We start from the raw sequence: 26085 nt of genomic DNA, 5'->3' as shown, positions 1-26085 counted from the left end.
CAGTCATTATTCTTCGCCATCTGACCCGTCCAAAGCAGTTATATCTTTAACTTAACGCAGTCCTGAATTCTACGGATGCAATCGACACTTCATCATCATGATTATCAGCATAAGCATGACCACAAAATGCAATAATGAGTGTGGCAAACAGCGCTTTTTGATTCATTTTTACATCTTTTTGAAACACCTGAAATAAATGGATGAAACTGTATTATATCCGCATACACATATAATTTTAATGCATCTTGTTTTATCGCAGTTCTTCGTTGGTAACAGCTCACAATAATCATCTGAAACAGAAAAACCTAGACAATCATTTGGGGATAGGATTTCTGGTATTTTTTGTGATAGAGGGGATAAAAAATCACCGCCGGATGGCGGTGATTTTTTAAAGAGATAAATCAATTTGTTACATTCACTATCACTGTTGTTTCTTCAATAGCGTTTCCATAATGGTCATGAAGATCTGAGGTAATTCCGACTTTATGCCTACCCGGGTATTGTGCTTCATATGAAAATACTAATTTCTTAGCATCACCTGACCAACGGTCTTTCCAAGCATCTCCACCTTCCTCTATATAGGTTTCATAATCTTTAATTGGTCTATTAAAAATGATTGTCCCTTGGATCCTTTCTCCGACCCTCATTGAATTTTTATTAACACTTATTGAGCTCACCAGCGGAGAAGCAATCACATTGAGATTAGTGTTCTTTAATTTACCTGGCATACCATCATCTTCAGCAACATAGCTTCCATTCTTTAAATAGATGGTGACATTGGTATCTTCTCCGCTTGGTGTCACATATTCGACATACCAAGTCATATTATTTCTACCACTGCTTACATTTTTGAAATAGCCATGCTCACTTCCTAAATCAGCAATTGCCTCAAAATCATCAACAGTAATATCCGTCACGGGCTCTGAGAATTCCATCGTCACCTCAACTGTTTGATTCCCTCCGACAACAGTATTATCAACATACATATTGTTAACAACAGGCACACTCCACGGCTCAACAACAACATTAGAGACCGGATAGGTGACTTCATTGTCTGCATAGTCTGTGGCTTTAATCGTCAGAGTATGAGTGCCCACGGCCGCTTTAAAGTCGAAAGTGTACACGCCACTCGCTTCCGCCGGCTTGGTGTAATCGGACGGGTTCGTACCACCGTCCAATGTTGCCACCACCATGGTACTGTTCAGGTTTGCGTCCTGAATGTTAGCAGATAAACGGAAAGTATATTTACCATCCGCGCCAGGCTGTACAGGTAGCTGTTCAGTCTGCACATCAAGAATGATTGGACTCGCCATATCAATAATCAGTGGTGACATGGTCACTGGCGTACTTTCCCCTTTCAGGGTATAGCTTGGCAGTGAACGGCCCAGAGTATCCAGAATCGTCAGTTTCAGGTGATATGGCCCCTGCATACTCTCTGCCAGCGTCGCAATATTAGTTGCAGTTGTCAGACCATTGAAATCACCGGTCAGGGTAATCGGACTCAAACCCGCAGCCTGTGGATCCAGTGTCACCACATACCCTTTCACTTTTGCACGAGAATTCGGATCCGTAACAGTACTAATATTGAACGTCTGCGTGTTACTAGACAGGACGATATTCGAGCCTTTCTTCTGCGCGCCCAGCAGCTCAAGTGTTGCTTGCGGCTTGATAATATTGACGGTGAAATCTTTTAGTGCCTTCTGACCCACTTTATCGTATGCAGTGAGAGTCACTCGGAAACTGTCATTATTACCCAGCAGTGCAGGGTCAAATGTCAGTTGCTCAATCGTGTCATCTCCAGAGTATTTATCTACAACGATAGTATCACCAAGACCTTTTATTGCATATTTCACCTGACTGAGGCCACTTGCTTCATCGGAAACATCGAATCTCATTAACACATTACCATTGCTGTCAGAGCCAATACTATATGCATCTTCAATGACTGGAGGAGCCTGATCGATGCCTAGTGTCAGCGTAGCCACAGCGCGATTTTTCCAAGAGTCAATCACCGTAACCAAGACTGGTACTTCAGTCGCTACATAATCTGCTGGAAGTTGTTCCGTAAAAGTTGTGCATCGATAACTAGGATCATCTATACATTCATTTATATTGCCGCCAAATTTACCTGGCTCAGTATTGAAGTCAGTTTCAGTATTACCCGTGTTAGTTCCGCCTAATTTAACTTCGACATTTCCAATTCCTGCCTCAGGCCCTAAACCTATTTTCAAGCTGAATTTCACTGTTTTAGTGTCAATATAATCATCATTTTTCCTATCCGTGATCACGACTGTTGGCTTTGTATCTGGTACATACAATTTAATGGTTGAATCCACATCCAGAACTGCATTCCCTGCTATATCTTTCAGGCCATTGATCTTCACAAAATGCTCAATATCACCAACACGGACTAAATCATCATATTTGCCAGTAAATGTGTATGTAATCGTCTTATTACCGTTACTCCGCTGAATAGCCGTCGGCTCGTACTCTTTCAGACCTTTCAAGAGTTTGACTGGCGCTGTGTCATCCATCCCAGACAAGGCATCAGTGACCGTAATACTCAAAGAGAGCATTTTCACGCCATCGACTGTATCTACCTGCTCTTGTTTCAGCATGAAACTGTCTTTATTCGCGATTACAGGCGCATCAATATCCACCATGTTGAACGAGAAGATTTGATCAACTTTGGCATCATTGCTCGCTGTAGTCAGCGTAATCAATACCGGATTATTCGCCATATTGCGGTCGATATTATCGAACTGACACACAGGTGTGGCGGTATTGGTGTACACCTTGTAGTAACCCGATGTATCGTTCTCCGGGGCTTTGTCGCTGGTGTAGTCTTCACGCAGCCAACATTCCAGCTTATTCAGAACAGCACCTTCTGCATTCTGAATGCCAAATTCAGCTTTCAGGCTCTGACCAAACGTAGACGTACCGAAGTTCGCTGGTTTCAGAACGGTCAGGCTGTAACCTTCACGCTGAACGGTCAGTGATCGTACTATGGTTCTTTTCTGGCGTGATTTACCTTTGTTCACCTTCGTTTTGTTGTACACATCCACCACCAGATTATATTTACCATCGTTGGCAATCTGGGTGTTCAGACTGGCTTTACGCTGTGTTTCGTTGCCTGCGACCGGGCTGAAAACAATGGTTTCGCCCTGTTCAGTCCCCACGCGGAATAGCGTTGCTTCTACTTTATCAATGCCACTTTCCGGATCAGTCGCATTCAGGTAAAGATCAATCGTCCCGGCTTCAGTAATGGTTTCTGCCGGACTGATTTCAAAGTTACTGCTCTGATAGCGTGCCGTCAGCGAAGCATCAGGCAACGTGGTATCCACCTGAATGGCAAAGGTCGCTTTATCCTGAAGATTGCCGCGAATATCCTCAGCATTAATTTTCAGCGTGAAATCCTGCTGCATATTGGTTGCAATTTCATTCGGATTGGTTGGCTGCGTGCCAGCCACGCCCGGCGGTGGGGTTGTGCCGGTGTAAGTCCAGTAAACGACTGAACCCGGTTTGATCGGATCTGTGCCCTCGTCCTGAACAGAAATGCTGAACACATAGCCGGGCTCCACATAATCATTCACTTCATCAAAGTTGTTCAGCGTGATCGTCGGACCTTCATTATCGAAGTACGTTGAGACCGCATTCGAGCGGCTCTCGAAGCCATATTTATCAGTCGCTTTGACAAAAACTCTGATCTGATGGCCTTCCGTTGTATTGATCAAAGCCGTATTCGCTTTTTGCAGATCAATATTAATATTGGTCAGCCCTTCCGGCTTAAACGGCTCCACCAGTATGACTTCACCGGCACTCAGTTCCTGCCAGAAGCTGATATCTTCGACACTGGAATCATCTGTAATGCTGGCAACATTGGCGATAAATTTCGTGCCCATAATGTTGCCGGACAGCTCAGGGGCAGTACCATCTTTCAGGGTTGGGGTTGAAATACTTGGCCCCATTTTGTCGATCTTAAATTCAAACTTACCTTCACCCTGATTCGGCGGATAAGCAGTATCTCGCGCTGTGATATAGAGGGTATAGGTTTTACCGTGCTCAAGATTTTTTGCGACCAACTGCATTTTAGTGTTCGCTTTCTCGCCCAGTAAATACGCCGGAACGGTTGAGCAATCCGTCCCACAAGGTGCCAGATCAATCAGTCCCGCACCGGTATGCAGTTTGAGTTCAATATCACCCAGCGCACTGACATTACCGATACCATTATTCAGCACTGCAAGTGGCGACCACTGGCTGTTCCCGCCCAGCAGTTCCACGTTAGAAGCCAGCACTTCCGGAGCCTGATAATCAATATTCACCCGGAAACGTCCAACATTCGGATCAGTGGCAGGAATGAAGTTGCCCAGCTTATCCGCACCTTCGGTGATCAGCGTCCACGAACCCGCATCCAGATGAACCGGCTTCGGAATTTCCAGATCGTCAGCACACTGCGTATCCAGACACAGGTACATAATGACTGTGTTGCTCTCAGATTTTGATTCTTCCTGCGTCACCACACGCTCTTTCGTTCCATTACGGAAAATGAAACGACGCCTGGCCGGATCCTCACCCACTCTTTCATCCACTTCAAACTTGAGTGTCTGTTTAAAGTTGGTGTTGATATAAGTGTTGTCCGGCAGATTGTCGGCTTTAAACGGCGGAATGAAGGTATATTTGGGCGGATCGTTATCAATAATAAAGATCGTGGCTTTCTTCGCCTTACCATTGTAACCATGGCTGTTGCCTTCACGGTCCGTCGCGCTTAGTAACAAATCCAAACGGGCAATCCCGGGAAAATCGCTGACCGTGTCTAAACCAAACTGATGCTTTTCAGCATAGGCATCGTTATCAATCTTATTTGCTGTAATCCCGGTTGGTGTCGTCGCATTGCTTTCCGTATCCATACCCCAAAGCAATTCCAACTTCGTTGGCTGCGCACTTTTATCCAGACCGGATGGATCCGTCACGGTGACGATCGCACTCAGGTCACCACTGACATACCACTTATTAAAGAGTTTGATAGCATTGCTGGCCAGCGGATCCAAAGTTTCCTCTGGCGGCTCCTGATCGACTGCTTGTACAGGCGAGTTAAACACTTTCTGACCCTGCAACGTCGGATCTGCTTTCGCGAAGCGGTTGGCGTAGTACATCGCCACTTTATCATCAACGATACCGGTGAAGTTTGATTTCAGAAAATCATAAAAATGTTCGCCCAGTTTCTCGCGGTAATAACGCTCGTTAAGCGGGTCACTCTCAAAGTACAACGGTGCCCCTGAAGCATTCTTCCCATCCGGCTTACCATCACTGGAAATATCTAAATAATAGAGTTTTGCCAGATCCGTGCTGTTCTGAACCGCACTCGCATTGGCAATATCCCCCATCGCTTCCAGCAGGAAACGATACAGATACTTATTGGATGGCGGGTTTGGAATTGTCAGCAACTCATCATTATTCGCATAATAGGTTGTCGTTGGGTTGAAGCCAAAGAACTGGCTATTCTGCTCACCAAACAGGGCATTCACATCAGAGAGAATTCCCTGTGCAGTGCCTTGCGTTTTATTCGACTTATCAAACAGGTAATCAAAAAAGCCGGACTGAAAAACCGACAGCTCAGTCACAATAAACTCACGATCGCCATGCTCGCCGCCGACAATACCATAGCTACGTAAGCCATGATCTTCTGTCAGCTCCAATTGCGTCAGCGACTTTTTGCTCCATTTGTAGAAATCAGCTTTCTGTGTCACTGTCACCCGGTGAATTTCACCCGAAAACTGCGAGTAAACCTGGCAACTGGCCGTATCTTTCAGCGTACCACCGCCTGATTTCGAGGGTTCAGCCAGCATGGTGCACGACGCAACGGACGCCCACTGACCGGAACCATTTAACCGTTCGACGACCGCTTTCGCGTTGATATAAGGGGATGTCACCTTAATCGCAGGCAGATTAAAAGTTGATTTAAACTGGAATTTATAAGGCACTGAAGTATTGCCAGAACCATCTTCTGTCACAATGGTGATGGTTTGCGCATACCCTTCATCAACCCGGGTAAAATCTGCGCCAAAAATTTCTCTGACGAACGGAATGAAATAGCGAACTTCACTGATACGCCCTTCTGAATCTGGTGCCGGGAAAGCCTCATGCGGAATCTGGTTCAGGCTGCTTTTCACCGTTCTGGTGATTTTTGCCGACTCACCAATCTTACCCGCCTCATAAGTCACAATGACATTCAGCGCTTCGGCTGAAGAACTGGTCACTTCTGAATTGCCTGTGGCGTCAGAGACACTCAGCGTCAGATACGGAATCTGATTCTGATCCAGGACCAAGGTCGTAAAATCAGCAAAATCGACTTCCGAATGAACGCCTTTCAGCCCTTGCTGGGCATAAGCAAAATTCAGGTTCAGAAACTCTTTTCCGTACAGATCCTGAAAATATTCTTGTGTCAGATTGTCCTGATACTCACCGGTGTCTGAGTGGAAGAACTTCATCGCGACTGCAGGAAATGCAACACTTTGCGTGGGTGCTGTCGTATCCGACAGAATCAGGTGCTGTTCCTGACTTTTATTCCCATTACCATCTGTTGCGGTGAGGAAAAAAGTGGTCTGTCCGCCAATGAACAAACCCCGGTCGAAATTTTGCGTAAATGCACAAACCTCTTCCTGAGTCTGCGGATCTTTCTGCATGGTGCAATTCAGCACTTCTGGCGCACCGGCATTCACAGCAATAGTTGCAGCAGAAATCTCTGACCCTGCGTCTTTGATCGTACCGAGCAGGGTATAAAATGCGTTGTTGGCCGGGTTAAACGTTTCCGGTGACGTAATATTGATGACCGGTGCAATGTTATCCCATTGAAAAGAGACATATTGTTGGTCATCGGCATTCCCGAGCACATCAGCCACTTTCAGCACCAAACGGGCTTCGACCGGTTCCGCAGAAAGTTTATCGATTTCCCGGGTATTTACTTTCGTGACCACCAAAGTTTCACGCACACCACTGTCAAACGCTTCAGATTCCACACTGCACAGTGCAGAAATGCCAGACTTACAGTTTTCTAATTCTCCCCAGCCGTTCTCTGCTGTTTTGGTTTGCAAGAACACTTCAGCATACTCAATGCCAATAAAATCAGTCACTTTTGCAGAAACCAGACCCGTACCTGATAACACTTCATTGCCAAAACGGGTCACTTCCGGGGCATCATCATCAATCGAAACTGGTGCACGCGGCGCGTAAATACCACCCGAAGCATTATTCAGGCGGTTAACCAGCAGAGAATAATCACTGGATGGTGTGCCAGACACATTCAGGTCGGTATTATTCACCACCCGGAGTAAGTGCTGCGCCATGGTATTGGTATAGTAATCCACATTCAGTCGCTGCAGACCAAAAGACAGCGCCGTCGGCAGTGCAGAGATCTCATCTAAAGACCAGCCATCCAACTGACCCGTAGCCCGAATGTCGCGGTACTGTAAATCTGACAGGTTATAAGAGGTATAAATGACCTTTTCGCTGTCGCTGCCACCCGATTTTTGCAGCAGCTCGTAAGCCAGAGAAGAGTATGCCAGGAGGAATGCACCATACTGATGTCCCTGTGTGGCCGTTGCACTCCAGTTCCCCATTGAGATATCCAGGGGCTGAACAGCAAACACGTCAAAACCATACTGACTATTGACCGCAGCATTGGCCGAATCAATTGCTGCTGCAGACTGCTGACCTAAGCGCTGAATATTATATTCAGCCAGACCTGCGGCAATGTTCGTTAAGGGTGTCAGCATGACATTCCGATTTTGTCCTTCGACAAAATTGATATATGCGCGGAATTTTAATGGCCCCCGGTCATTAACGACGACCACATTTTTGGAATGGGGATCTAAATATCCGCCGCCGGAAGCCTCAATATAAAGCGGTTCAGTACCGGAAGTCAGTGCAATCGAAAACCGACCATCCGGATTTGTATTCGTTGCCGCTAATAAACGGCCCAGTTTACCATTGTGATATTCATAGACGCTCACTTTGGCATTCGATACCGCTGCATCAAATACCACACCGCTAATCATGCCCTGTTGGCGATCTTTCGGATATTCCGGATAGGTCTTTTCTTCACCACATGCGGAAAGCAATACAATAAGCAGAAACAAAGTGATTCGTCTAAACACAATAGCCACACTGAATTATAGGTCAATAACCTGACATTATATTCACTCCAAAAACCAAGACAATCCAGTAAAAACAACAAGTTATACTTTCACTTTCACTACACTAACCGTCGAAATGACAGGCTGAACAGTCAGATGAACAGTCAGATATAAACCCTGAATGCCCAAAATGACACTTTTTCACGGAAAAGTTTCACGAAAAAATAACGTCTAAATCTAATTTTTGTGACATGCCACCAAGGTGCTGAACCATGCTCTAATTTAGGGAAGTCTGTCATTTCGGGGGGGAGAGAAAAATAACGTTGGTATTCACTGCGTTTGGTTGGAAAGATGTTATTTGATGTGACACTGTTCCAAAAATAAGAGTCTAGGTCTATCGCGATGTAATTCAACGAAATGATATTCGACACAAAGGTATTCAACGTAATCGCATTAAAAAGGGCACAACGAAACAGAGCTGAACTCGATTCGTTGTGCCCAAAACATGATTTCAGGATAGAATTTTAAATCGTGATTCTATTCACTGATGTTATTTACTTTTTTGCTTTTTCACGCTCTGTATATTGTTCAGACTTATCTAAAATACCCAGCGCACCCAGTCCGGTGATAATATCCAGATTTGTCGTCATCTTGCCGCTGTCACTGCCGCCAAAATAGTTTTTCGGCATTTCAATCTTGTAGTTTCGCAGGTTCTGATACAGGGCCGTCGATACATCTCGGTTCATTTCAGCAAGATAGACGTCTTTGTTGGCGCCCAGCGCATCATATTTCGCCTGCAAGACTTCAGCTTCCGCCCGGCCTTTCGCGAGGATGGCTTTCGCTTCATATTCTGCAGCCAGTGCATTGGCTTTCTGAATTTCCAGATTCGCTTGCGCAATCGCCAGTTCTTTCTGTTTTTCGACCTCGGCTAATTGCTTTTTCTTCTGAACGTCCAGAATTTTTCGGTCCGCGGCGCCCTTCGCAATTTCCAGTTCTTTCTGCTGAGCAATCATCACCAGTTCTTTATTACGCTGGGCATCCTGGACGGCACGCGTTCTCTGGATCTCTTTTTTCAGTTGCTCCGTTTCAGACAGCGCTTTGGAGGTTTCCTGCTCCTGAATAGCACGAATACGCTCCGCCACCAGGCGTTTTTTATCTGCCAGCAGTTTCTCTAACTGCTCCTCCGGCTTCGGATCACCAATGGTGATTTGCGTGACCGCAATCCCATATCGCTGCAGCGGATTTTCCTGACGACGTGGGATGCCTTTCTCATCCAGAACCGGAATGGTTTTCCAGACCAACTGTTTTTTGCGCTGGAGCTGATTTGCGTCACTTTGATTAAAACTAACAGGTGCCAGATCAGTCTGTTCAACTTCTACCTTACGACGTTCCGTCATATAAATGCCGTTTCTGAGCTGATCATCCAACTGCGTTTTAAACTGGTTCAGACCGCCCTGAAAGAATTCTTCACCGGTGTACTGCGTCGCCGTAATCACGGTGACATTTCGGGCATTTTTCACCAGCAGCGCATCAATCAGATTGGTGTTGTTTCTGAATTCGCGGTGCATTTTCTTGATCGCTTCCGGATCCTGAGACAATTTAAACCTGAATGTCACAGGGATATTACCGACGTAGGTGTCCGCAAAACTTGCACGAATCAAAGGTAGGCTCTGTTGAGAGTTTTCTCCTACAGTACTGCCATAAGACACCGTAATCACCTGATCATACATAGTGATTTTAGACAAAAACGGCGTTCTGAAATGAATACCAGGGGTGGTAAATACATCCAGATCCCCGGTCAGGTTATTCTGATGAACATAGGTGTAGCCTGCATCCGTCATTAAAATAGAGCTATTCGCTAAACCTGCGATCACTGCCAGAGTCAGCACCCCGCCAATCAGTTTCGCGATGGGCTTTTTCGTTTGTACATGTTCGATAGTTTTGCTTTCCATGTTTCAACTTTCTCAAGAAATTCAGACCTTGGCCACATGCGACCGGCCACGGTAAAAAATGAACAATAAAATAATTAAAAACAATCACTTGAAATGAAAAAGCGCGATCGCGCCGCGCTTCCACAAAAGAGTTTGAAAATCGTGCACCTTTTCAATTCATCAGTTGATTAAACTTAAAGTCAATCACCCAATAAGTTGCGGCATACATAGCCGCAAGCAAGGTAACAGTCAGCCCGACAATGAGTTTCGGGGGAATCACCCGCTTCAGCGGTCTGCTGATAGCGGCAGCTTTCATATTCACCAGTTGCAGCTTTTCCTGATCAACCAGTCGGTCTTCTTGAATCAGCCGGTAAATTGTATCTGCAATATCGGCAATTTTTTCATTGCCCCGCTCGACACGACCATACTTTCCTTTAAAACCCACCTGAAGCAGAAAGTACAAAAATTCAATCAAGTGCCGGTAACGTTTCGGATCCTGACGAAGCCTGTCGAGAATGGTATAAAACTTGTCACCGCCTGAAGTTTCATTATGAAACTCGGCCAGCAGGCTGTGCGTACTCCAGTTACTTTTCTCTCCCCATTCCTGACTGTATACAGCCTCATCAACCGCCGAGCATACACAGTAACGCATCACCAGCAATGAAGCCCGGTCTGTATTCGCCAGCAGAAGGCGTTTTTCCGCCTCCTGAATTTCGCGGCTGATCTGCTCTCGCAAAGGCGTTGGATCATCCAGCCAGGGGATCGATGGTATACACGTCAGGCAAGCCAGTACCCAGGTAAATTCATCCACCAGCTGATTAATCCCCAGTTTTTTGATTTCCAGCTGCTTGACGGCAATATTTCGTGGAACTTCCGGAGGCGGCATGACCTCCATCGGTTTTCCCGGCTCCGACTGAAATAATACGACCGTTACATCATCGTCTGCCGGACTCATAGTCTAACCGCCCATAATTGCAGTTCCAGATTCGGGAAATCGCCCGAGACATGCATCGCAATCCCCGAAGAAGAAGACAGTGATTTCCACTCCTCAGAGGCCTTGTCCAGCTCAAAATATGTGAAACCAGCATGGTAAGGTAACTGTCTTGGGACAACCGGCATTGGCTTAATGGCAATGCCCGGCAACTGATAGTTCACCAGATCACGGATATTTTCCAGGCTGCCGACTTTCACCTGAGACACAAAGCGTGTATGCAGCACGTCCAGCGTAACATCAGCCTTCACCGCCAGAATAAAGGTCGTGGTTTCAATAATGTCGCGATCGGCGATATTCGCAACCCGAACGCCGTATCCCTGCTCTTTCAGCACCAACGGAATCGCTCGCTGCTCAGACATCACCGTCAGGCTGCTGCGGTTGCGGTTGATCAACGACCACATACATTCAGTCAGTTCAGCATGATTATAAGGCAGATAAGCTTCCGGGCGACGCGAGGATGAACACAGTGTTGCCAGTTCACCTTCCGCCTGAAGTAAAACGCGGTACAGCGCTTCAGGGTGAACGCCTTCCAGACTACCGATATGCCAGAAAACCGGTTCTAGTTTATTCACTGCCTGCAACAGCATGAAATCGGCAACCGAGGAAACGCCCTGCTGATCCACCACACCCAGGCGAGAGACAATGGATTCAGCCCGGTGCTTCAGCAATGATGCAAATTCAGTCACGAATTTTGTCAGAACCGCAGAAGCTCGGATATCCAGACAGGTCGGAATGAACTTATCATCCAATACAACTGTACCGTCACTTTTCACTTCGGAAATTTTCAGGATGGCTATCGAGGTGTAAGCCGAACGGTCGTCGCTCTCAAGCATCAGACGGAAATTCAGGCTGCCGACATGAATCGTGGTTGTGTCTTCACTGTCATACAGACAATCCACCACCTGCTGTTCCTGAAGACAATAACGCGCGCCCTCACCCGCATTGGTGTACAGCTCCCCCTGTTCAGAAGGCAGCGGACAGCACAGGTACACCACTTTATCGACCGTTGAAGAGTCTACCTCAAGCACTGCCGGTGCCGGCGCTTCCGCAGGTAACGCAAACGGCGTGCGGTCTTGCAGAATACCCTCTGCAACCGTCACACCAATTTTGCCCATTTTCAACAGCTCGCGGTTCATCTCCAGGCGGCTGATGCCCCAGCTCAACGGTGAACTCAACGCAGTACACAAACTCACCTGCTGGGAATGAAACCGATCCAGTTGCTGGAAGTGTTGCGGTTTCATAAACATGCCGTCTTGCCAGACAACAGGGTTATACAATGACATAATAACTTCCTTAGAAATAAATCTGCTCTACACCTTTCGTGCGCTCTACCGACAACACGTTATTCACTAAATTCACATCCAAAAAGTAGCTTTTACGCTCTTCAATGGTGTGAATTGTGCGCCAGCTGGTGCCGTTAATATCCCGGAAGGCAACTGCAAATCCGACCGCGCGCGTTTCCGGCTGAAGTTTTAAAAATTCGGTCAGTTCCTGCCCCGGCTCTAACTGGTACTCATAACGTTTGATGTACTCGTCACCCAATGCGGATTTGTCGTTCTCAAACAGAGAGAAGAAATCCAGACTCCGGAACAGTACCGGAGAAGACAATTCATAAATCCGCAAAATAGCCGGCGATGAAGACCCATTGGGCCGGACATTCAGACTTTTATCTGTCGTAATATGCACTTCAATCTCAGCGGTATCCGGAATCAACCCTGCCGTATCTTTAAACTGTTCCCACACGGCACAACCAGACAAAGACAGTGCAACCATAATAACCAACAATAAATTACGCATTTTGCCCCTGTAATATTTCCCTGTATTTGGTTGCCAGATTGGCATCAATGCTCTCTTGCGCTTCAGACTGAATATTTGACTGCTGCTGTGCAAAGTGATCCTGATACGATGTCCAGAGTCGCTGTTTTTTCAGCCAACCGACCCCATTTTTCTGCGCTCCGGCTTCAAAGGCTGCCGGAGAGAACGATGCCAGTTGCTGCATGAACAACGCTTTTCTGGCCTCATTCAAACGTGCACGATGCGTGTCCAGTTCTTCATGAATATGCTCAACAAGCTCAACCGGTTCGAGAATGGACTGCTGATAAAGCGTCAGCATGCTATCGAGCAAATGCGCCTGAGATTCATCGGCTTCACCCGCCAATGCCAGCGACTCGCGCAGCTCAGAGGTCATCGCATCCAGGCACCAGCGCAGGCAGAGTCCCATCTGCCGATGCCAGTTTTCGTCACATAACTGTCGTTGCTCAGCCGACACCCCCAAACCTTCCAAAAAGGCAGATTCTGCCTGGCTGCCTGAAAAAGGCGACACCTCAGCGTGACCCAGTAAACTGACGGCCGATGACTCTGCAACAGGGGCAACGCTTTCCGGTTTCGGAACATTGACGGGGGGAGTGTCGGATTGGTTATCAGAACGAACACCTGAGTGTAAAGCCGCTTGCTGATGGCTCGGACTCGGCGCAGGTTTCGGCACTGGTGCGGTATGCTCATCACCGAAATTCCAGTCTTCCGGAATCAGGTTGGGAACATCCATTTCGGAATGAATACTTTCGCTGTCATCCAGCATCTGACGGTGAGGTGGCGTGTAATCCACTTCCGGTTTAGGGGTTTCATCCTCGATCAGTGCTTCCGCTTCGTCCTCTTCTTCCTGCAAGTGGTACAGAGGCTCTGTCGTGTCAGCCTTTTCATCTGGTGGGAAGAAAAGCTCTTCAACTGTTCCTCCTTCGGCCAATTCTTCTGCTTTTGGCGGTAACACCACATTCAGTGATTCAACGGGATCACTGCTTTTCATCTCCGGCATAATATCTTCAGCCAGATTGATGTGCTGCACTGCATTCTCGAAGCCAACCGTCAGCTCATAACGCCCCAAAGATACCGTATCGCCTTCCTGCAAGGCAGAAGGCTGATTTTTCAGGGCTCGCTTGTCATTAATGAAAGTCCCATTGGTACTGATGTCATTCAGATAAAACTCACCGTTATAGCTGGTAATGAGGGCATGGGTGCCAGACAGATACTTGTTATGATCTTCCAGATGGAAGAAACTCTGAGGGCTGCGACCAATACTGCCTCCCAGACTGTCAAATTCCATTTTTTTGACCCCTGCATACTCATCAGGGGCGCTGTTCACAGTGAGAATGAGCGTTTTATGCGTCATAAGCAATTTTAGAAAAGAAACGATAAGGAAAATTCAACGCCACCCAAGCCCTGATTGACAGGGATGATCAGCGTTGCCTGCGGCACAACCTGCAAATGTGCATCCGGGTTGCTGCCAATTTTCAGGACGGTTCCGGCATTGAGTAACAACCCCGCCTCAAACGCATTGTTATCCGGCAACTGGCCGCCATATTTGAATTCATCTGAGTCGACATACCACCGCTCTGAATACTCACTGTATGCCAGTGACAGACCTGCGCCGACGTAAGGCGTTAACCAACTGGCCACCGGGAAAGCGTATTGAGGCAGCACCCTGAACTCATAATTTGTCACTTCCTGATAAATACCGTTCTGAGGAGCAGGGATGTTGTCATCCAGGTAATTCAACCCAAACCACCAACGCCAGCGTGCACTGTTATCATCAATGGGTCGGGTATGAACAAGCCCCCACCGCAGACTCTGGTTTTCGCCCGATTCCCCTTCTTCTGCACTCGAAGTGAAATCATAATAAGCCGCCGTGACACCAAAACGCTCCCCTTTTGAAAAAGCAGGCGCAGAAAGTATCAAACCGATTAATAAAAAAACTGAATGTTGAAGACGATTCATAATGTTCGCGTTCACTAAATTAAAAACATCTGAAAGATAAACGCATGAAATAATGAATTCAAGCGTTCAAATGGCCTCTCATGAAATTCAGTTAATTTAACTAGTGATAGTTTCACTTTCACTAAGATTGATGTCGATTTAACACCTGAGACATGCCACAAACTGAACTCAATCGTTTCACTTAAAGAAATTACCGCATCCGCTGCCCTGTGAACTTATTCCCAAAACACGCAAACCAAAAACATTAAATACAGAAAATAATATATGGAACAGGAATCACAATAATATTTAATTCATTTAAAAACAGTCAGTTACCGTTGACACAAAACACAAACAACATGGCCAACCACATGTAAAAAAACACCAAACTTTAATTGAGCCCAAGAAAAACAAGCACCTGATAAAACACTCACACATCTTTTGTGATCTTTATCCAGCAAACAAATCATCCACTTAGTTTCGTATGCCCGATATGCTTAGAATATTCTCAATGTCAGGGGTTTCCGTGAAAATGCACCTTGATATTTGTAAATGGACTGCCCAAAGCGACAAATCGCAAGTGGCTCAATTCTGGAAGCAGATTTAATTCCAAAAGGGTATTAATAAAAAGACAAATCATTCCGCCTTATAATTTAGTGTTTACTAATAAACCAGACATTAAGAAAGCGATTGGAAACGGATTCTCCAAACGTCACGATTTTTGTTTCTATAATTTTTGAAGTTGGCTTTGAAACCATGAAATTCACTGATATTGCACTCAGGCCAATATCGGCGCAATCGCCCGTTGGCCAGGATCCGCGTACGCTGGATCTGTTTTCTGATCTCAAAAGGAATGTAAACCGGTTAAGCAGTTTTGTTTCTCCTGCACCGTGGAAAGAAATCTATTCCTCTGCTGAAACACTGCTGACCTCATATAGTAAGGACTTTCGATGTGCCAGCTATTATTGCGTCGCTGCATGCCGGGTTGACGGTCTGAAAGGCGCTGTTGTCGGATTAAATGTCCTGAATGACCTGTGCATTGTGTACTGGCATTCAGCTTATCCAAGCGTCAATAAACCGAACGCCAGAGCACAGTCTTTCGATTGGGTTGCTGAGCAGCTCCCCACCGCGCTGAAAAAAATTAAAGTCACTCTGAACGATCTGGCACTGGTTGAAGCCGGTCATCGTTTCGCTCTCAATCTTGAGCAGGAACTGCAACGCCAGCTGGGCCAGCAGGCACCATCGCTGGGGCCGGTGCGCAAACAATTTACAGAGTGGAAAGATCACCTGGAAGAACTGGCAGAGAAACAGGCTGCCCGCCAGCAGCATCAACCCGTGGTTGCTCAACCACGGCAACCAACAGACACAGCCGAAAGCGTTCAGAACGAAACAAAAGAGACGGAGAACAAGCCCAGGCTTCCCGCCTGGTGTTACTGGCTCGCGACCGTATTCACCTTGTGCTGTCTTGTTTTTTCAATTGCCGCTGTTCGTCAGTATCTGTATCAGCGTGATATTCCGGCAGCATCTGCCGTGCAGTTGGAAAAGATCACCACACGATTAATCCATGCAGAGCCTTACTTCAAAAATCGCCTGAAGGAAGAAGTGCTCACACGGACCCGTGAACTGATGCAAGACTGGACAGCCTATCCTGAGCGTGTTTACAACCATCAGGTGCTGGAAACTCTGGCAAAGAATGTGAATACACTTTATCCGGATTCCATTGCAGCCAAAACGTCAGTGTCTCAGTACCAGGCCGGCAAAACAGCGCTCGCCAAGGATTATCTGGCCATCAACGACCAGTTCAAACGTGCCCGGACGATGATTGCCAACGCCGCACTGGTCGATGACAGCGACAATATCACTGCTGCTTATAAGTTTAGTAATACTCTTTTTCCATTTCTTGGTCGCCTTGATTATTTGGAGAAAGGTCACATTGAGCGTGAGGATATTATCAAAGCGCAGAAAACCCTTAGTGCTTACCAATACCGCCTGATGGAAATATCAAACCAATTCGAACAACAAAACCAATAACAAAAACTGGCAGGTTATATCTTGATTAGAACACTCAAAACACCGAGGGTATTCATCATACTCTCCGCTGTACTGCTCTCTGTACTGTACGGCTTATTCTCTTATTTTGTGATGGACCTACCGTTGCATCATTATCTGACCTGGGGCCCAATTGCCCTCGTCTGCACTGCGGCCATCCTCATTTTGATTGGATATGAAGTCAAAAAGCGCAAGTCACGGTCAAACAGTGATATTGAAACAGAAGAAGAAACACTGAAAGGTTTGCTGACCTCTTTGTTGAAAGGGTCCAGCCAAAAGCCAATTTACCTGATGCTTGGCAATAAAAAATCAGGTAAATCATCGCTGCTGACCAGCTCGCATGCGATCAAACCGATTGATCATAAAAACACGCTGCAAACCGATTATTTCATCTGGTATGAGTCGGATAAGGCGATCTTTATCAAGCCGGCACCCCGTTTGATTTATCAGGACACCTCCAATACCGACCAGACACTCTGGAAGGCGTTTCTGGATCAAATCATCCATATCAAGCCAAGGAAACCTTTCGCAGGCTGCCTGTATGTGGTTGATCTGGAATTTTTGATTACCCAGGAAGAAACACAGCGTGAATATATTCTGGATATCATCAATACACGCCTGAGTGATATTACAGAAAAAACATACAGCGCCCTGCCCGCGTATGTCTTCCTGTCGAAAATCGATAAGCTGAAAGGCTTTAAAGAATTTGTCTCACTCAGCCCGCTGAAGGCCCAACTGGAGCACCTGTCGATCTCTCTGAAGGATGCCAAAGGAACCATCAATGACATTTTCGACCATGGTTTTGGCGCCATTCTGAGCAAGATGGAACAAAGCACGCTGGACTGTGCTGCCATGGAACGTTCACTGATCAACAATAGTGCCTTGGTCACCTTCCCAAAACAGTTTGAGCTCTGTCATCGTCTGATTCGAGACACGCTGAATAAAGTGCGACTGGAAAAAGATGGCTTCCATATGGTGGATCTGCGTGGCCTCTACTTTACCTCCAGTCATCAGGGTGGCCGGAAATATAACCTGCTGGCGAAAGGTTGCAGCAATCATTTCAACGTACCGATGATTGCTTCCGAGCACGATCAGCTTTCCGAATCGCCTCTGTTCACCCGCTTCATTATTGATGAGCAAGTCTTGCCAGAGGCCAACTTTGCCGGTGAAAACAAACGTCACCTCAAACAACTGATCCGTAAAAGCCGGATGACGATGGCTGCCTGTGTCACTCTTTTGGGGGTAAGCGGTTACTATTTTCTGACCACAACCCAACAGAACATTTCGATTATCAATCAGTTGCTCAATGTTGCTGAAAATCCGACAGAGGATGAGGCCCAAGCTCAGCTGAGAAGGCAGCTATCGCTTACCTCAAGCGGAATTCAGCCTTTGTATCAGGCCTGGGTCGATGCCAGCCGTTTACTGGATGAGAAGATCATTGATATTAATGTCGATAAACTCGACAAAACCACTCAGATTGCTTATCGCCATCTGCTGGACAGCATCCATCTGCAACTGATGCCCCTGATTGAAAAGCATATCCGTCAGGAACTGGCTCAGAGCCGCCTGTCTCATCAGGAGAAACTGCACCTGTTGAAAACCTATTTGATGCTGAGCGAGAGTGATAAACGGGATTACAGCTTTTTGCTGAAATCCATTACCAGGATGATTGCCGATGATTTTGGGACAGATGGCAATTACGCCAACATCAAAGATTATCTGGCGGTTTATTTCAAAACGAATTTCCCGTCGCACAACATTAACTGGGATCTGGTGCGGACCACACGACGTGAACTGCTATCTCAGTCGAAGATCGATATCGCTTACAGCCAGATTCTGAACAGCGGCAGAGATGCTGATCTTGGCCAGCTCAGTATTCCAAGGGCGATTGGTTTCAACTTCGGTGAAATTTTCGATATGGAGAAAAATCACCAGGATGAACTGAATATCAACAAGATTTATACAGCCACCGGTTTTACCACCTTCTACCGCCCGCTGTCAGAGTCGCTGTCGCAGGATCTCATTGCAGATAACTGGGTGCTGGGTCTGTCGAATAACACACAGCCATCGGAAGAAGAACTGAAAGCGTTTCAGGCGAAAGTTCGCCGGAAATATACCGATGACTACATTAACATCTGGCGAACAGCCATCAGTGATCTGCGCTTCAAGCAGTTCGACAATATTGTCGATATGACCAATGCGATCGACATTATGTCCGGACCCGCGTCACCGTTGAGTACGATCCTGAATCTGCTGTATACCAATACAAAGTATTCACCGGATACCTCTGCGCTGGCACAGCTTGTCCCTCAAGATCAGCGCCTCAATCAGGCTGTCGATGCGTTAAAAGCCACGGCAGAGAAAGCCATTGAGCCGGATTACGAATTGATGAGCCGGGTGGAAAAAACCTTTGCTGTAATCAATAACCTGCAAACCAGTGAAACGGAGAACTCTCAGGCGCCCTGGGATCAGGTCATCAGTTCGCTCAGTAACCTCCGGGCTTACCTGAAGCAAATTACAGATGCACCGAATGTTCAGCAGGCAGCCCTGGCGGCAGCCAAGGCACGCATGCGGGAAACCGATGCCGATCCGATCGTTCGTCTGAAACAAGTCGCCCAGAAAACACCGGAACCGGTCAAAAGCTGGCTGAACGAAATTGCCCATCAGGCCTGGGCCACTCTGCTGACCGAGTCAGAACTGGGGATTCAGGAGCTATGGACCAGTAACGTATACAGCAAGTTTGCCCTGATTGGACAAAATAAGTACCCGTTCAGCAAACAGGCAGAAACTGAAATCTCACTCACGGATTTCGAAGAGTTCTTTGCTGCACAGGGCACCATGGACGGTTTTATTAAAGATAATCTGTCGCCGTTTTATGACACCAACCTATGGCAGGCCAAGCGTGTCGACGGCGAAACCCTGCGACTGTCGCAGGAGATGATCACCCAGATGAAGAACTACACGATGATCAAAAACGTCTTGTTTGACCCGACATCAAACAAGTTCAACATCGATTTCAGTTCACGCTTTATCGATCTGGACTCCAGTGCCATTCGCGCAAGTCTGGATTTTGGTGGTGAGTCACTGGATTACTACCACGGCCCGGCCAAGAGCAAGCAATTTACATGGCCGCCGGCGAGCAATGAGTTTTTCGTGAATGTGAATATTCAGGACATCACATCCAGCGGAGAGCAACACAGAATTGCAAAAGAGGGATTTTGGTCCATCTTCCGGCTGTTGAACGAGGCACAACTCGAACCAACATCCGATGGTGGATTCAATGCAGACATTCTTGTTTCAGGTCGACATATGACGGTCAAAGTTAAACCGTCGAACTCTAATAATCCGTTCCTACTGCAAGAATTATACAACTTCTCTGTTCCAGAACAGATTCAGTAAGTTGGTAGCCTAGGTTAGTCAAAAGTCGAGAATAAAGATAATGAGTACTTTACATAGCAACACCGTAGACCGAATTGATAGGAAGATATTGTCGAGTCTGCTGATTAACGGACGAGAATCTATCGCGAATATGGCCCGCAGTGTGGGCCTTTCACGAACCGCAGTGGCCGAGCGTATCTCCCGAATGGAGAAGTCTGGTGTGATTGAAGGATATACCGCAAGAATCGGGACAAAGAAAAACGCAGATTTAACCAATTGTTACCTGCTGATTAAATGTAAAAATGGCTGGAAGAAAAAAGTGTGTGACAGTTTGAGAGAAATCCCTGAGATCAAAACCATCAGTGTGGTGGGCGGAGGATTTGACATCATTACCCTGCTGGAAGCATCGTCACTGCATGTCATGAATGAGCTGTGTGACGAAGCCGAGAATATTCCCGGCATTAAAGAACTGCATTCAACCGTCGTGTTCCATAGCCCGACCTGTCGATAAGCGTTCACCCAAAAGTTCGCATTATTTCGACATTGAACCCCACCCCCGACTGCACCATCATGATGGCCAGCAGTTGGGGGCACTGCTGCAATCATCAGATCGCACCAATCACAACAACCGTCTGTTTTTCACCCTGTACATTCCCCAGCCAACTGACCTGCCCGAGCCGGTTCGCTCCCTGCTCGCCCAAAATACTGGCTGGCAAGTCATTGTTGCGCACTTCCATTTTCAAATCCCAGGCCATTGGATCTCGCAAGACGAAACGCATCAATTCCTTCAGCAAGAGATAACCCTGTTCACCGGGTAAAAAATGACAGTACTGTTCGAAGTTCAAATCATGAAAAACCAGATTAAACTTCCCGGTGATATCCGTCAGGTGATCACCCAAGTGATAATCCCGCCCAAGAACACAGTTCACATGACCCAGCCGGTTTAATTGGGAAGGTGCTATTTTAACTCTTCGCGGCACCCACTGCTCAATACTGACTTTGTTCAGATTAAAACAGTGTGCTACCACCCCAGAGACAAGATTCGGAGAACGGGTTCTGGAAGATAACTGACCGATGTAAGAAAGCAGTTTTGCCCTGTCAAAATGAAAGTCACTTTCTTCACTGAGATCAGAAGAGATACCGACCAGATTAAACAGATTCCGGGAGAGCGGATCGACAGCCCCGGATTCGTAACGCACATGGTATCGGTACTTTTTCCATATCCGGTAGAGATTCGATAAATAACGATGATGAAAGAAGTCAAAGAAATCTTTCACCGGGTTATCTTCTCCTTCTCTTCCGGCCAGCTTTTCCGTATAAGCTGTCGGCAATGGCGAGCCTGTCCCGTGCAGCCCCCCAAAGTTGACTGTCAGGCTAGGCACCTCTTGGTCACACCAAGAGACAGTTTCAAACCGTGCAATATCCGACCGTGGAAAACCCAACTCTGGTGAAACGCGAAAGCGGATAAATTCTTCAGACTGTGTCTTTGCCAGACCCGCAGATTTGAACTGTGCCGGATTCTTCTTTCTTGCATGCGCTTCAAGCAGATAAACCGCCTGGAAGAACGCATACTCATGGCTGGATTGTTCAATCTTGTCGATCATATCACTGCCTGCTTACCCTGATTGCTTTGCCAGCGGTAGATTTCACCGGTTTTGACATCCACCACTTCCAGCTCGGAAAATGAGTTAATGCTGGAATACAACGAGAAAAACTCATTCAGAATCGACACCAGCAAATACATATCCCCTTCATTGGCAAACATGGAAGAGTCCATTTGCAGTTCAATCACATTGCCCCGAATGGGAAGACCACGGAAGATCCGCTCTACCGGCTTCATGCTGATACCTTTGATCCCATTTAACCGGTTGGCCGAGGCGCGCTGGGACTGACGATCACTACGCGAGTGAAAGTCGTAAATACTCAGCATCATTTTCAGCACATCCGCATCAATCAATGACAGGTAATTGAGCGACATATTGGCAATCAGTTGCCAGTGTAAACTGCTGTCGATTTGCGGGCTGACGGACACCGTCGGCTTCGTCAGGTTCGTAAAATCTGCATTATTCGTTGACTTATGGGTGGTCAAGGTGAGATCACCCGGTGCCAGCCGCTGCGGCAATTTACCATTGGTGCAGGTCAGCTTGATGAGCACGCTTTCCGTCTCAAGATTCGCGACACCAGCGTTGTGATCAAAGAAAGAAATATAGTGAGACAGCCCTTTGCCGGAAACATGCTCCGCCACTTTCACATTGTAATAATGCTGCTGACTCTCAATTCCTAGCTGGTGTTCAAAAGATTCAAACGGCAGATAATCAACCTGTCGGCGATTTTCAGGGCTCCAGCCCCGCACCTGATTGACAGAATACACCTCATGGTTGTGTTGTGTGTTTGACTGAGGCCGAACACGGTATTCCGTTCGTTTATGATCCAGACGAATCGGATCGGCATCCAGCTCGAAAAGGTTCGCCACAGGTGTACAAAACAGGCGCAGGTTTTTCTGGCGAATCGTCACTTCTGATGGCAGAGATCTGGAGAAATTAAACACCAGGCTCATCGTGCTCTGATTGGGTACCCCTTGAAGCCATTCCAGCCCGTCCACATCAAAGAACATGAATTTATCGGGCATTGCGAAATATTCCTGAACCAGACGGTATCCAGAAAAAGAATTCGGCCCGTAAGGGAGCAGTGCTTCATCATCGGCAAAACCCACTTTCTTAATGCAAGATGCGGGTAATCGCTTACTTCCGCCACCAGCTAACTGCACATCCACACTGTCCAGATACCGAAACAGCCACAAGTATAAAATGCGGGATACATGCAACTCGCCATGAATATGGAAGCGCAGGGAATCTAACCCAATCCGTGATAACTCTGAGCCACTGTCTGTCGACAGCGTCACATTCAGGTGACTGTTTGAACGTGTGTTATGCTGCGTGACCGAATTAATTTCCAGCGGAAGCAAATCAACATCGTAACAAGTCCGGAAAACACATTGCGTATTATCCACTGGCTGGCTGGCCATTTCATGCCCGCGCGTGATGGTCGTCTTTTCCGACACACTGCCAGTATGGGGGCTGAATTGCGCAATACACATTGAAGGCACTGAACGCAAATAGTGCGGCCAAAGCAAAGCGATCAGGGATTGAGTCAGTTCAGGAAGCTCATCATCCAGCTTCTGACGAAGTTTACCATTCAGAAAAGCAAAGCCTTCCAGCAGCCGTTCGACATCCGGGTCATTACTGTTTTCTGAGAGAAACTTGGTTAATTGCGGGTGACTTTTGGAAAACTCTGAGCCCGCTTCTTTTAAAAACGAGAGCTCGTCCTGGAAATACTTGCTATAGGTCATGTTCGTCGTCTCTAAACAGAAAACTTACCGTCGACACCCACGGATAAGTCGATATTCATCATGGTTTTCTTGTCGTTATGTAACACTTCGCCACTCACGGCAAAATTCAGTTGTAGCGGGTTATCCACATGGGGGATATAGCGGACAATAACGCCAGATAATCGGGGCTCATACTTTTCAATGGTACTTTTCACACTGTTTCTGATTTCTCTGACAATATTCGATTTATCCGCCAGGACATCATTAAAATCAGGCAGCCCGTAATCATTCGCAATCATGGCATTCCCCGTGTGGGTATTGAGTAAATCTGCAAGATGATTGTGAATGGATTCAATCAGGTGCTGTGTCGAACCCACAGTATCGTAACTGTTTTTGGGCTCACCCAGCTCAATGCGTTCCAGTAATCGGTAACCTTTATCCATCGTTTATTTCGAGCGGCCGGCCTGCGAGGAAGCATCGGGCTTACCTGACAGCGACCGCTCGCCTTCAATTAGTTCTGATCCAGTTTGCCGACCAGAGACAGCTCAAAGCTTGCGCCCATGTATTTGAAGTGCGGACGAACCGCCAGTGAGACACGATACCAGCCCGGATCGCCTTCAACATCAGAGACTTCAACGCGTGCAGCACGCAGTGGACGACGGCCACGAACTTCTGCTGGTGGATTCTCCTGATCAGATACGTACTGACGAATCCATTTGTTCAGCTCAATTTCCAGGTCAGTCCGCTCTTTCCACGAACCAATCTGCTCACGCTGCAGCACTTTCAGATAGTGTGCCAGGCGGTTGATGATGAACATATATGGCAGCTGCGTCCCCAACTTATAGTTGGTTTCTGCATCTTTGCCTTCTGGCGTATTGCCGAAGAATTTTGGCTTCTGAACCGAGTTGGCCGAGAAGAATGCCGCGTTGTCAGACCCTTTACGCATGGTCAGCGCAATAAAGCCTTCTTCCGCCAGTTCGAATTCACGACGGTCAGACACCAGCACTTCCGTTGGGATCTTGGTCTCAATACGGCCCATGGACTCAAAGTTGTGAACCGGCAGATCGTTCACCGTACCACCGCTCTGAGGACCAATGATGTTCGGACACCAGCGGAATTTCGCGAATGAATCGGAAATACGGGATGCCAGTGCATACGCCGAGTTGCCCCACAGATAGTGATCGTGGCTCGCTGAGACATTCTCGTTATAGTCAAATGCCTTGATTGGGTTATCCGCGACTGAATACGGAGAACGCAGCATGAAGCCCGTGGTGCACAAACCCAGATAACGGGAATCTTCGTGCTCTCGCAGACCGCGCCACTTGGTGTATTGCGGACCTTCGAAAACAGACTTCAGATCTTTCAGGTTTGGCAGCGCTTCATAGCTGTCAACACCAAAGAACTGAGGGCCGGCAGAGGTGATAAACGGTGCATGAGACATCGCACCCACGTTCGCCATGTATTCCATCAGCTTGATATCTGGCGATGCAGCAGTCATCTTAAAGTCACAGATCACAGCACCGACCGGCTTACCACCGAACTGACCGTATTCACGGGTATAGATTTGCTTATACAGACCCGATTTCACCACTTCCGGTGCATCATCGAAATCATCCAGCACTTCATTTTTCTTCGCGGAAATCACTTCGATCTGAATGTTTTCACGGAAGTCTGTCTGATCAACCAGATACTTCAGGCCACGCCATGACGATTCAATCGCCTGAACTTCTTCAGCATGCAGAATTTCATCAACCTGTGCCGAGAGTTTCTGATCGATTTCTGAAATCATCAGATCAACCAGCGACTGATCGACTTTATCGGAAATGTTCTTGCTCAGCAGTTCAGAAATGAACGCTTCCACACCACGTTTGGCGACATCAAAACCTTCTTCCGATGGATTCAGGCGGGTTTCATTTAAAATACTGTCTAACAGAGAACCGGACTCAACCAGTTGTGCATCCTGTTCCGGTGTCATTGCTTCAGTTGTCATGCGGCACCTGCTTATTCTTCGTTGTCTGTATTGATGCTCAGTTCGCTGAGCAGTTTATTGCGTGAGTCTTCATCCTGCAGAACCTGCGCAATACGCTTCCGGAAGGCAGGAACGTTCCCCAGCGGGCCTTTCAGAGCCACCAGTGCTTCACGAAGTTCCAGCAGGCTGCCTAGTTCCGGGACCTGGCGGGCAATCGCTTCCGGCGAGAAATCTTTCATATTTTTGAAGGTCAGATCGACACCCAGCTGCGCGCCTTCTTCATCGCTCAGACGATTCGCGACATTCACTTTCACGTTCGGTGCCTGAGCACTCAGCACATCGTTAAAGTTGTCTTTATCGATGTTGATCGGATCGCGGTCTTCAATCGGTGTTTCATTATCACGGCCGGTGAAATCACCGACGACCATCATACTCAGGGGCAGCTCTACCTCTTCCTGGGCATCACCGGTGGCAGGTACATATCGGATATTAATTCGCTCTTTCGGAGCGACTGAACCATCTTTAGACATCATTTGTCCTTACTTAGCAGCTAT

15 protein-coding genes are annotated in these 26085 nt (G+C 47.1%); 3 read left to right on the top strand and 12 right to left on the bottom strand.

All coding sequences use genetic code 11. The features are described 5' to 3' along the window. Positions 1 to 401: 401 nt before the first annotated feature. The 7 genes from EA58_RS12500 to EA58_RS12470 form a co-directional block, all read right to left on the bottom strand. Entirely contained in the window at positions 402 to 8135 is a 7734-nt protein-coding gene (locus EA58_RS12500) for a carboxypeptidase regulatory-like domain-containing protein (protein ID WP_036753253.1), read from the bottom strand. Between the two features lie 551 nt (positions 8136 to 8686). Beyond that, entirely contained in the window at positions 8687 to 10084 is a 1398-nt protein-coding gene (locus tag EA58_RS12495; protein WP_036753250.1) for an SPFH domain-containing protein, read from the bottom strand. Positions 10085 to 10235: 151 nt separating this feature from the next. Further along, positions 10236 to 11018: a type IVB secretion system protein IcmH/DotU gene (gene icmH, locus EA58_RS12490; protein ID WP_036753247.1), complete on the bottom strand. Its 783-nt coding sequence runs from the start codon at positions 11016 to 11018 to the stop codon at positions 10236 to 10238. Further along, entirely contained in the window at positions 11015 to 12340 is a 1326-nt protein-coding gene (gene tssK / locus EA58_RS12485; protein WP_036753244.1) for a type VI secretion system baseplate subunit TssK, read from the bottom strand. Before tssK ends, icmH begins: the two co-directional genes overlap by 4 nt. A gap of 10 nt (positions 12341 to 12350) precedes the next feature. After that, positions 12351 to 12854 (bottom strand): type VI secretion system lipoprotein TssJ, encoded by a 504-nt coding sequence (tssJ, locus tag EA58_RS12480; protein WP_051642060.1) that lies wholly within the window; start codon positions 12852 to 12854, stop codon positions 12351 to 12353. Continuing rightward, positions 12847 to 14223, bottom strand: coding sequence for a type VI secretion system-associated FHA domain protein TagH (tagH, locus tag EA58_RS12475; protein WP_036753241.1), 1377 nt, complete (start codon positions 14221 to 14223; stop codon positions 12847 to 12849). Before tagH ends, tssJ begins: the two co-directional genes overlap by 8 nt. A gap of 8 nt (positions 14224 to 14231) precedes the next feature. After that, positions 14232 to 14828 (bottom strand): porin family protein, encoded by a 597-nt coding sequence (locus EA58_RS12470; protein ID WP_036753239.1) that lies wholly within the window; start codon positions 14826 to 14828, stop codon positions 14232 to 14234. 735 nt (positions 14829 to 15563) lie between these two features. On the opposite strand from EA58_RS12470, the gene EA58_RS20980 reads away from it, so the two are divergent. From EA58_RS20980 to EA58_RS12455, 3 genes are read left to right on the top strand one after another with little or no spacing between them, the layout of a single operon-like run. After that, complete coding sequence (locus EA58_RS20980; protein ID WP_152548015.1) at positions 15564 to 16838, top strand: type VI secretion system ImpA family N-terminal domain-containing protein; 1275 nt, start codon at positions 15564 to 15566, stop codon at positions 16836 to 16838. Between the two features lie 21 nt (positions 16839 to 16859). Next, entirely contained in the window at positions 16860 to 20255 is a 3396-nt protein-coding gene (gene tssM, locus EA58_RS12460) for a type VI secretion system membrane subunit TssM (RefSeq protein ID WP_152548014.1), read from the top strand. A gap of 37 nt (positions 20256 to 20292) precedes the next feature. Beyond that, positions 20293 to 20745 (top strand): Lrp/AsnC family transcriptional regulator, encoded by a 453-nt coding sequence (locus tag EA58_RS12455; protein ID WP_036753234.1) that lies wholly within the window; start codon positions 20293 to 20295, stop codon positions 20743 to 20745. Between the two features lie 94 nt (positions 20746 to 20839). Here EA58_RS12455 and tssG read toward each other — a convergent pair whose 3' ends face one another. From tssG to tssB, 5 genes are all read right to left on the bottom strand, one after another. Further along, positions 20840 to 21838, bottom strand: a complete 999-nt coding sequence (gene tssG, locus EA58_RS12450) for a type VI secretion system baseplate subunit TssG (RefSeq protein WP_036753231.1) — start codon at positions 21836 to 21838, stop codon at positions 20840 to 20842. Beyond that, on the bottom strand, positions 21835 to 23583 hold the full coding sequence (gene tssF / locus EA58_RS12445; RefSeq protein ID WP_036753228.1) for a type VI secretion system baseplate subunit TssF: 1749 nt from the start codon (positions 23581 to 23583) through the stop codon (positions 21835 to 21837). The genes tssG and tssF overlap by 4 nt, the downstream gene beginning before the upstream one ends. An 11-nt stretch (positions 23584 to 23594) precedes the next feature. Further along, positions 23595 to 24005, bottom strand: a complete 411-nt coding sequence (tssE, locus tag EA58_RS12440) for a type VI secretion system baseplate subunit TssE (protein ID WP_036753225.1) — start codon at positions 24003 to 24005, stop codon at positions 23595 to 23597. A gap of 68 nt (positions 24006 to 24073) precedes the next feature. Further along, entirely contained in the window at positions 24074 to 25552 is a 1479-nt protein-coding gene (tssC, locus tag EA58_RS12435; RefSeq protein WP_036753223.1) for a type VI secretion system contractile sheath large subunit, read from the bottom strand. Between the two features lie 11 nt (positions 25553 to 25563). Beyond that, on the bottom strand, positions 25564 to 26061 hold the full coding sequence (gene tssB / locus EA58_RS12430) for a type VI secretion system contractile sheath small subunit (RefSeq protein ID WP_036753221.1): 498 nt from the start codon (positions 26059 to 26061) through the stop codon (positions 25564 to 25566). Positions 26062 to 26085 lie beyond the last annotated feature (24 nt).

Source organism: Photobacterium galatheae (genome assembly GCF_000695255.1).
In the GTDB taxonomy this organism is placed as follows: domain Bacteria; phylum Pseudomonadota; class Gammaproteobacteria; order Enterobacterales; family Vibrionaceae; genus Photobacterium; species Photobacterium galatheae.
This window is presented reverse-complemented; position numbering and strand designations above follow the sequence as displayed.

What these genes read in the sequence shown, in the direction of transcription:
- tssC (WP_036753223.1), bottom strand. Translation starts at nt 25,552, where the DNA reads ATGACAACTGAAGCAATGACACCGGAACAGGATGCACAACTGGTTGAG.
- tssE (WP_036753225.1), bottom strand. Translation starts at nt 24,005, where the DNA reads ATGGATAAAGGTTACCGATTACTGGAACGCATTGAGCTGGGTGAGCCC.
- tssF (WP_036753228.1), bottom strand. Translation starts at nt 23,583, where the DNA reads ATGACCTATAGCAAGTATTTCCAGGACGAGCTCTCGTTTTTAAAAGAA.
- tssB (WP_036753221.1), bottom strand. Translation starts at nt 26,061, where the DNA reads ATGTCTAAAGATGGTTCAGTCGCTCCGAAAGAGCGAATTAATATCCGA.
- tssJ (WP_051642060.1), bottom strand. Translation starts at nt 12,854, where the DNA reads ATGCGTAATTTATTGTTGGTTATTATGGTTGCACTGTCTTTGTCTGGT.
- tssK (WP_036753244.1), bottom strand. Translation starts at nt 12,340, where the DNA reads ATGTCATTGTATAACCCTGTTGTCTGGCAAGACGGCATGTTTATGAAA.
- EA58_RS20980 (WP_152548015.1), top strand. Translation starts at nt 15,564, where the DNA reads ATGAAATTCACTGATATTGCACTCAGGCCAATATCGGCGCAATCGCCC.
- tagH (WP_036753241.1), bottom strand. Translation starts at nt 14,223, where the DNA reads ATGACGCATAAAACGCTCATTCTCACTGTGAACAGCGCCCCTGATGAG.
- EA58_RS12495 (WP_036753250.1), bottom strand. Translation starts at nt 10,084, where the DNA reads ATGGAAAGCAAAACTATCGAACATGTACAAACGAAAAAGCCCATCGCG.
- EA58_RS12470 (WP_036753239.1), bottom strand. Translation starts at nt 14,828, where the DNA reads ATGAATCGTCTTCAACATTCAGTTTTTTTATTAATCGGTTTGATACTT.
- tssG (WP_036753231.1), bottom strand. Translation starts at nt 21,838, where the DNA reads ATGATCGACAAGATTGAACAATCCAGCCATGAGTATGCGTTCTTCCAG.
- icmH (WP_036753247.1), bottom strand. Translation starts at nt 11,018, where the DNA reads ATGAGTCCGGCAGACGATGATGTAACGGTCGTATTATTTCAGTCGGAG.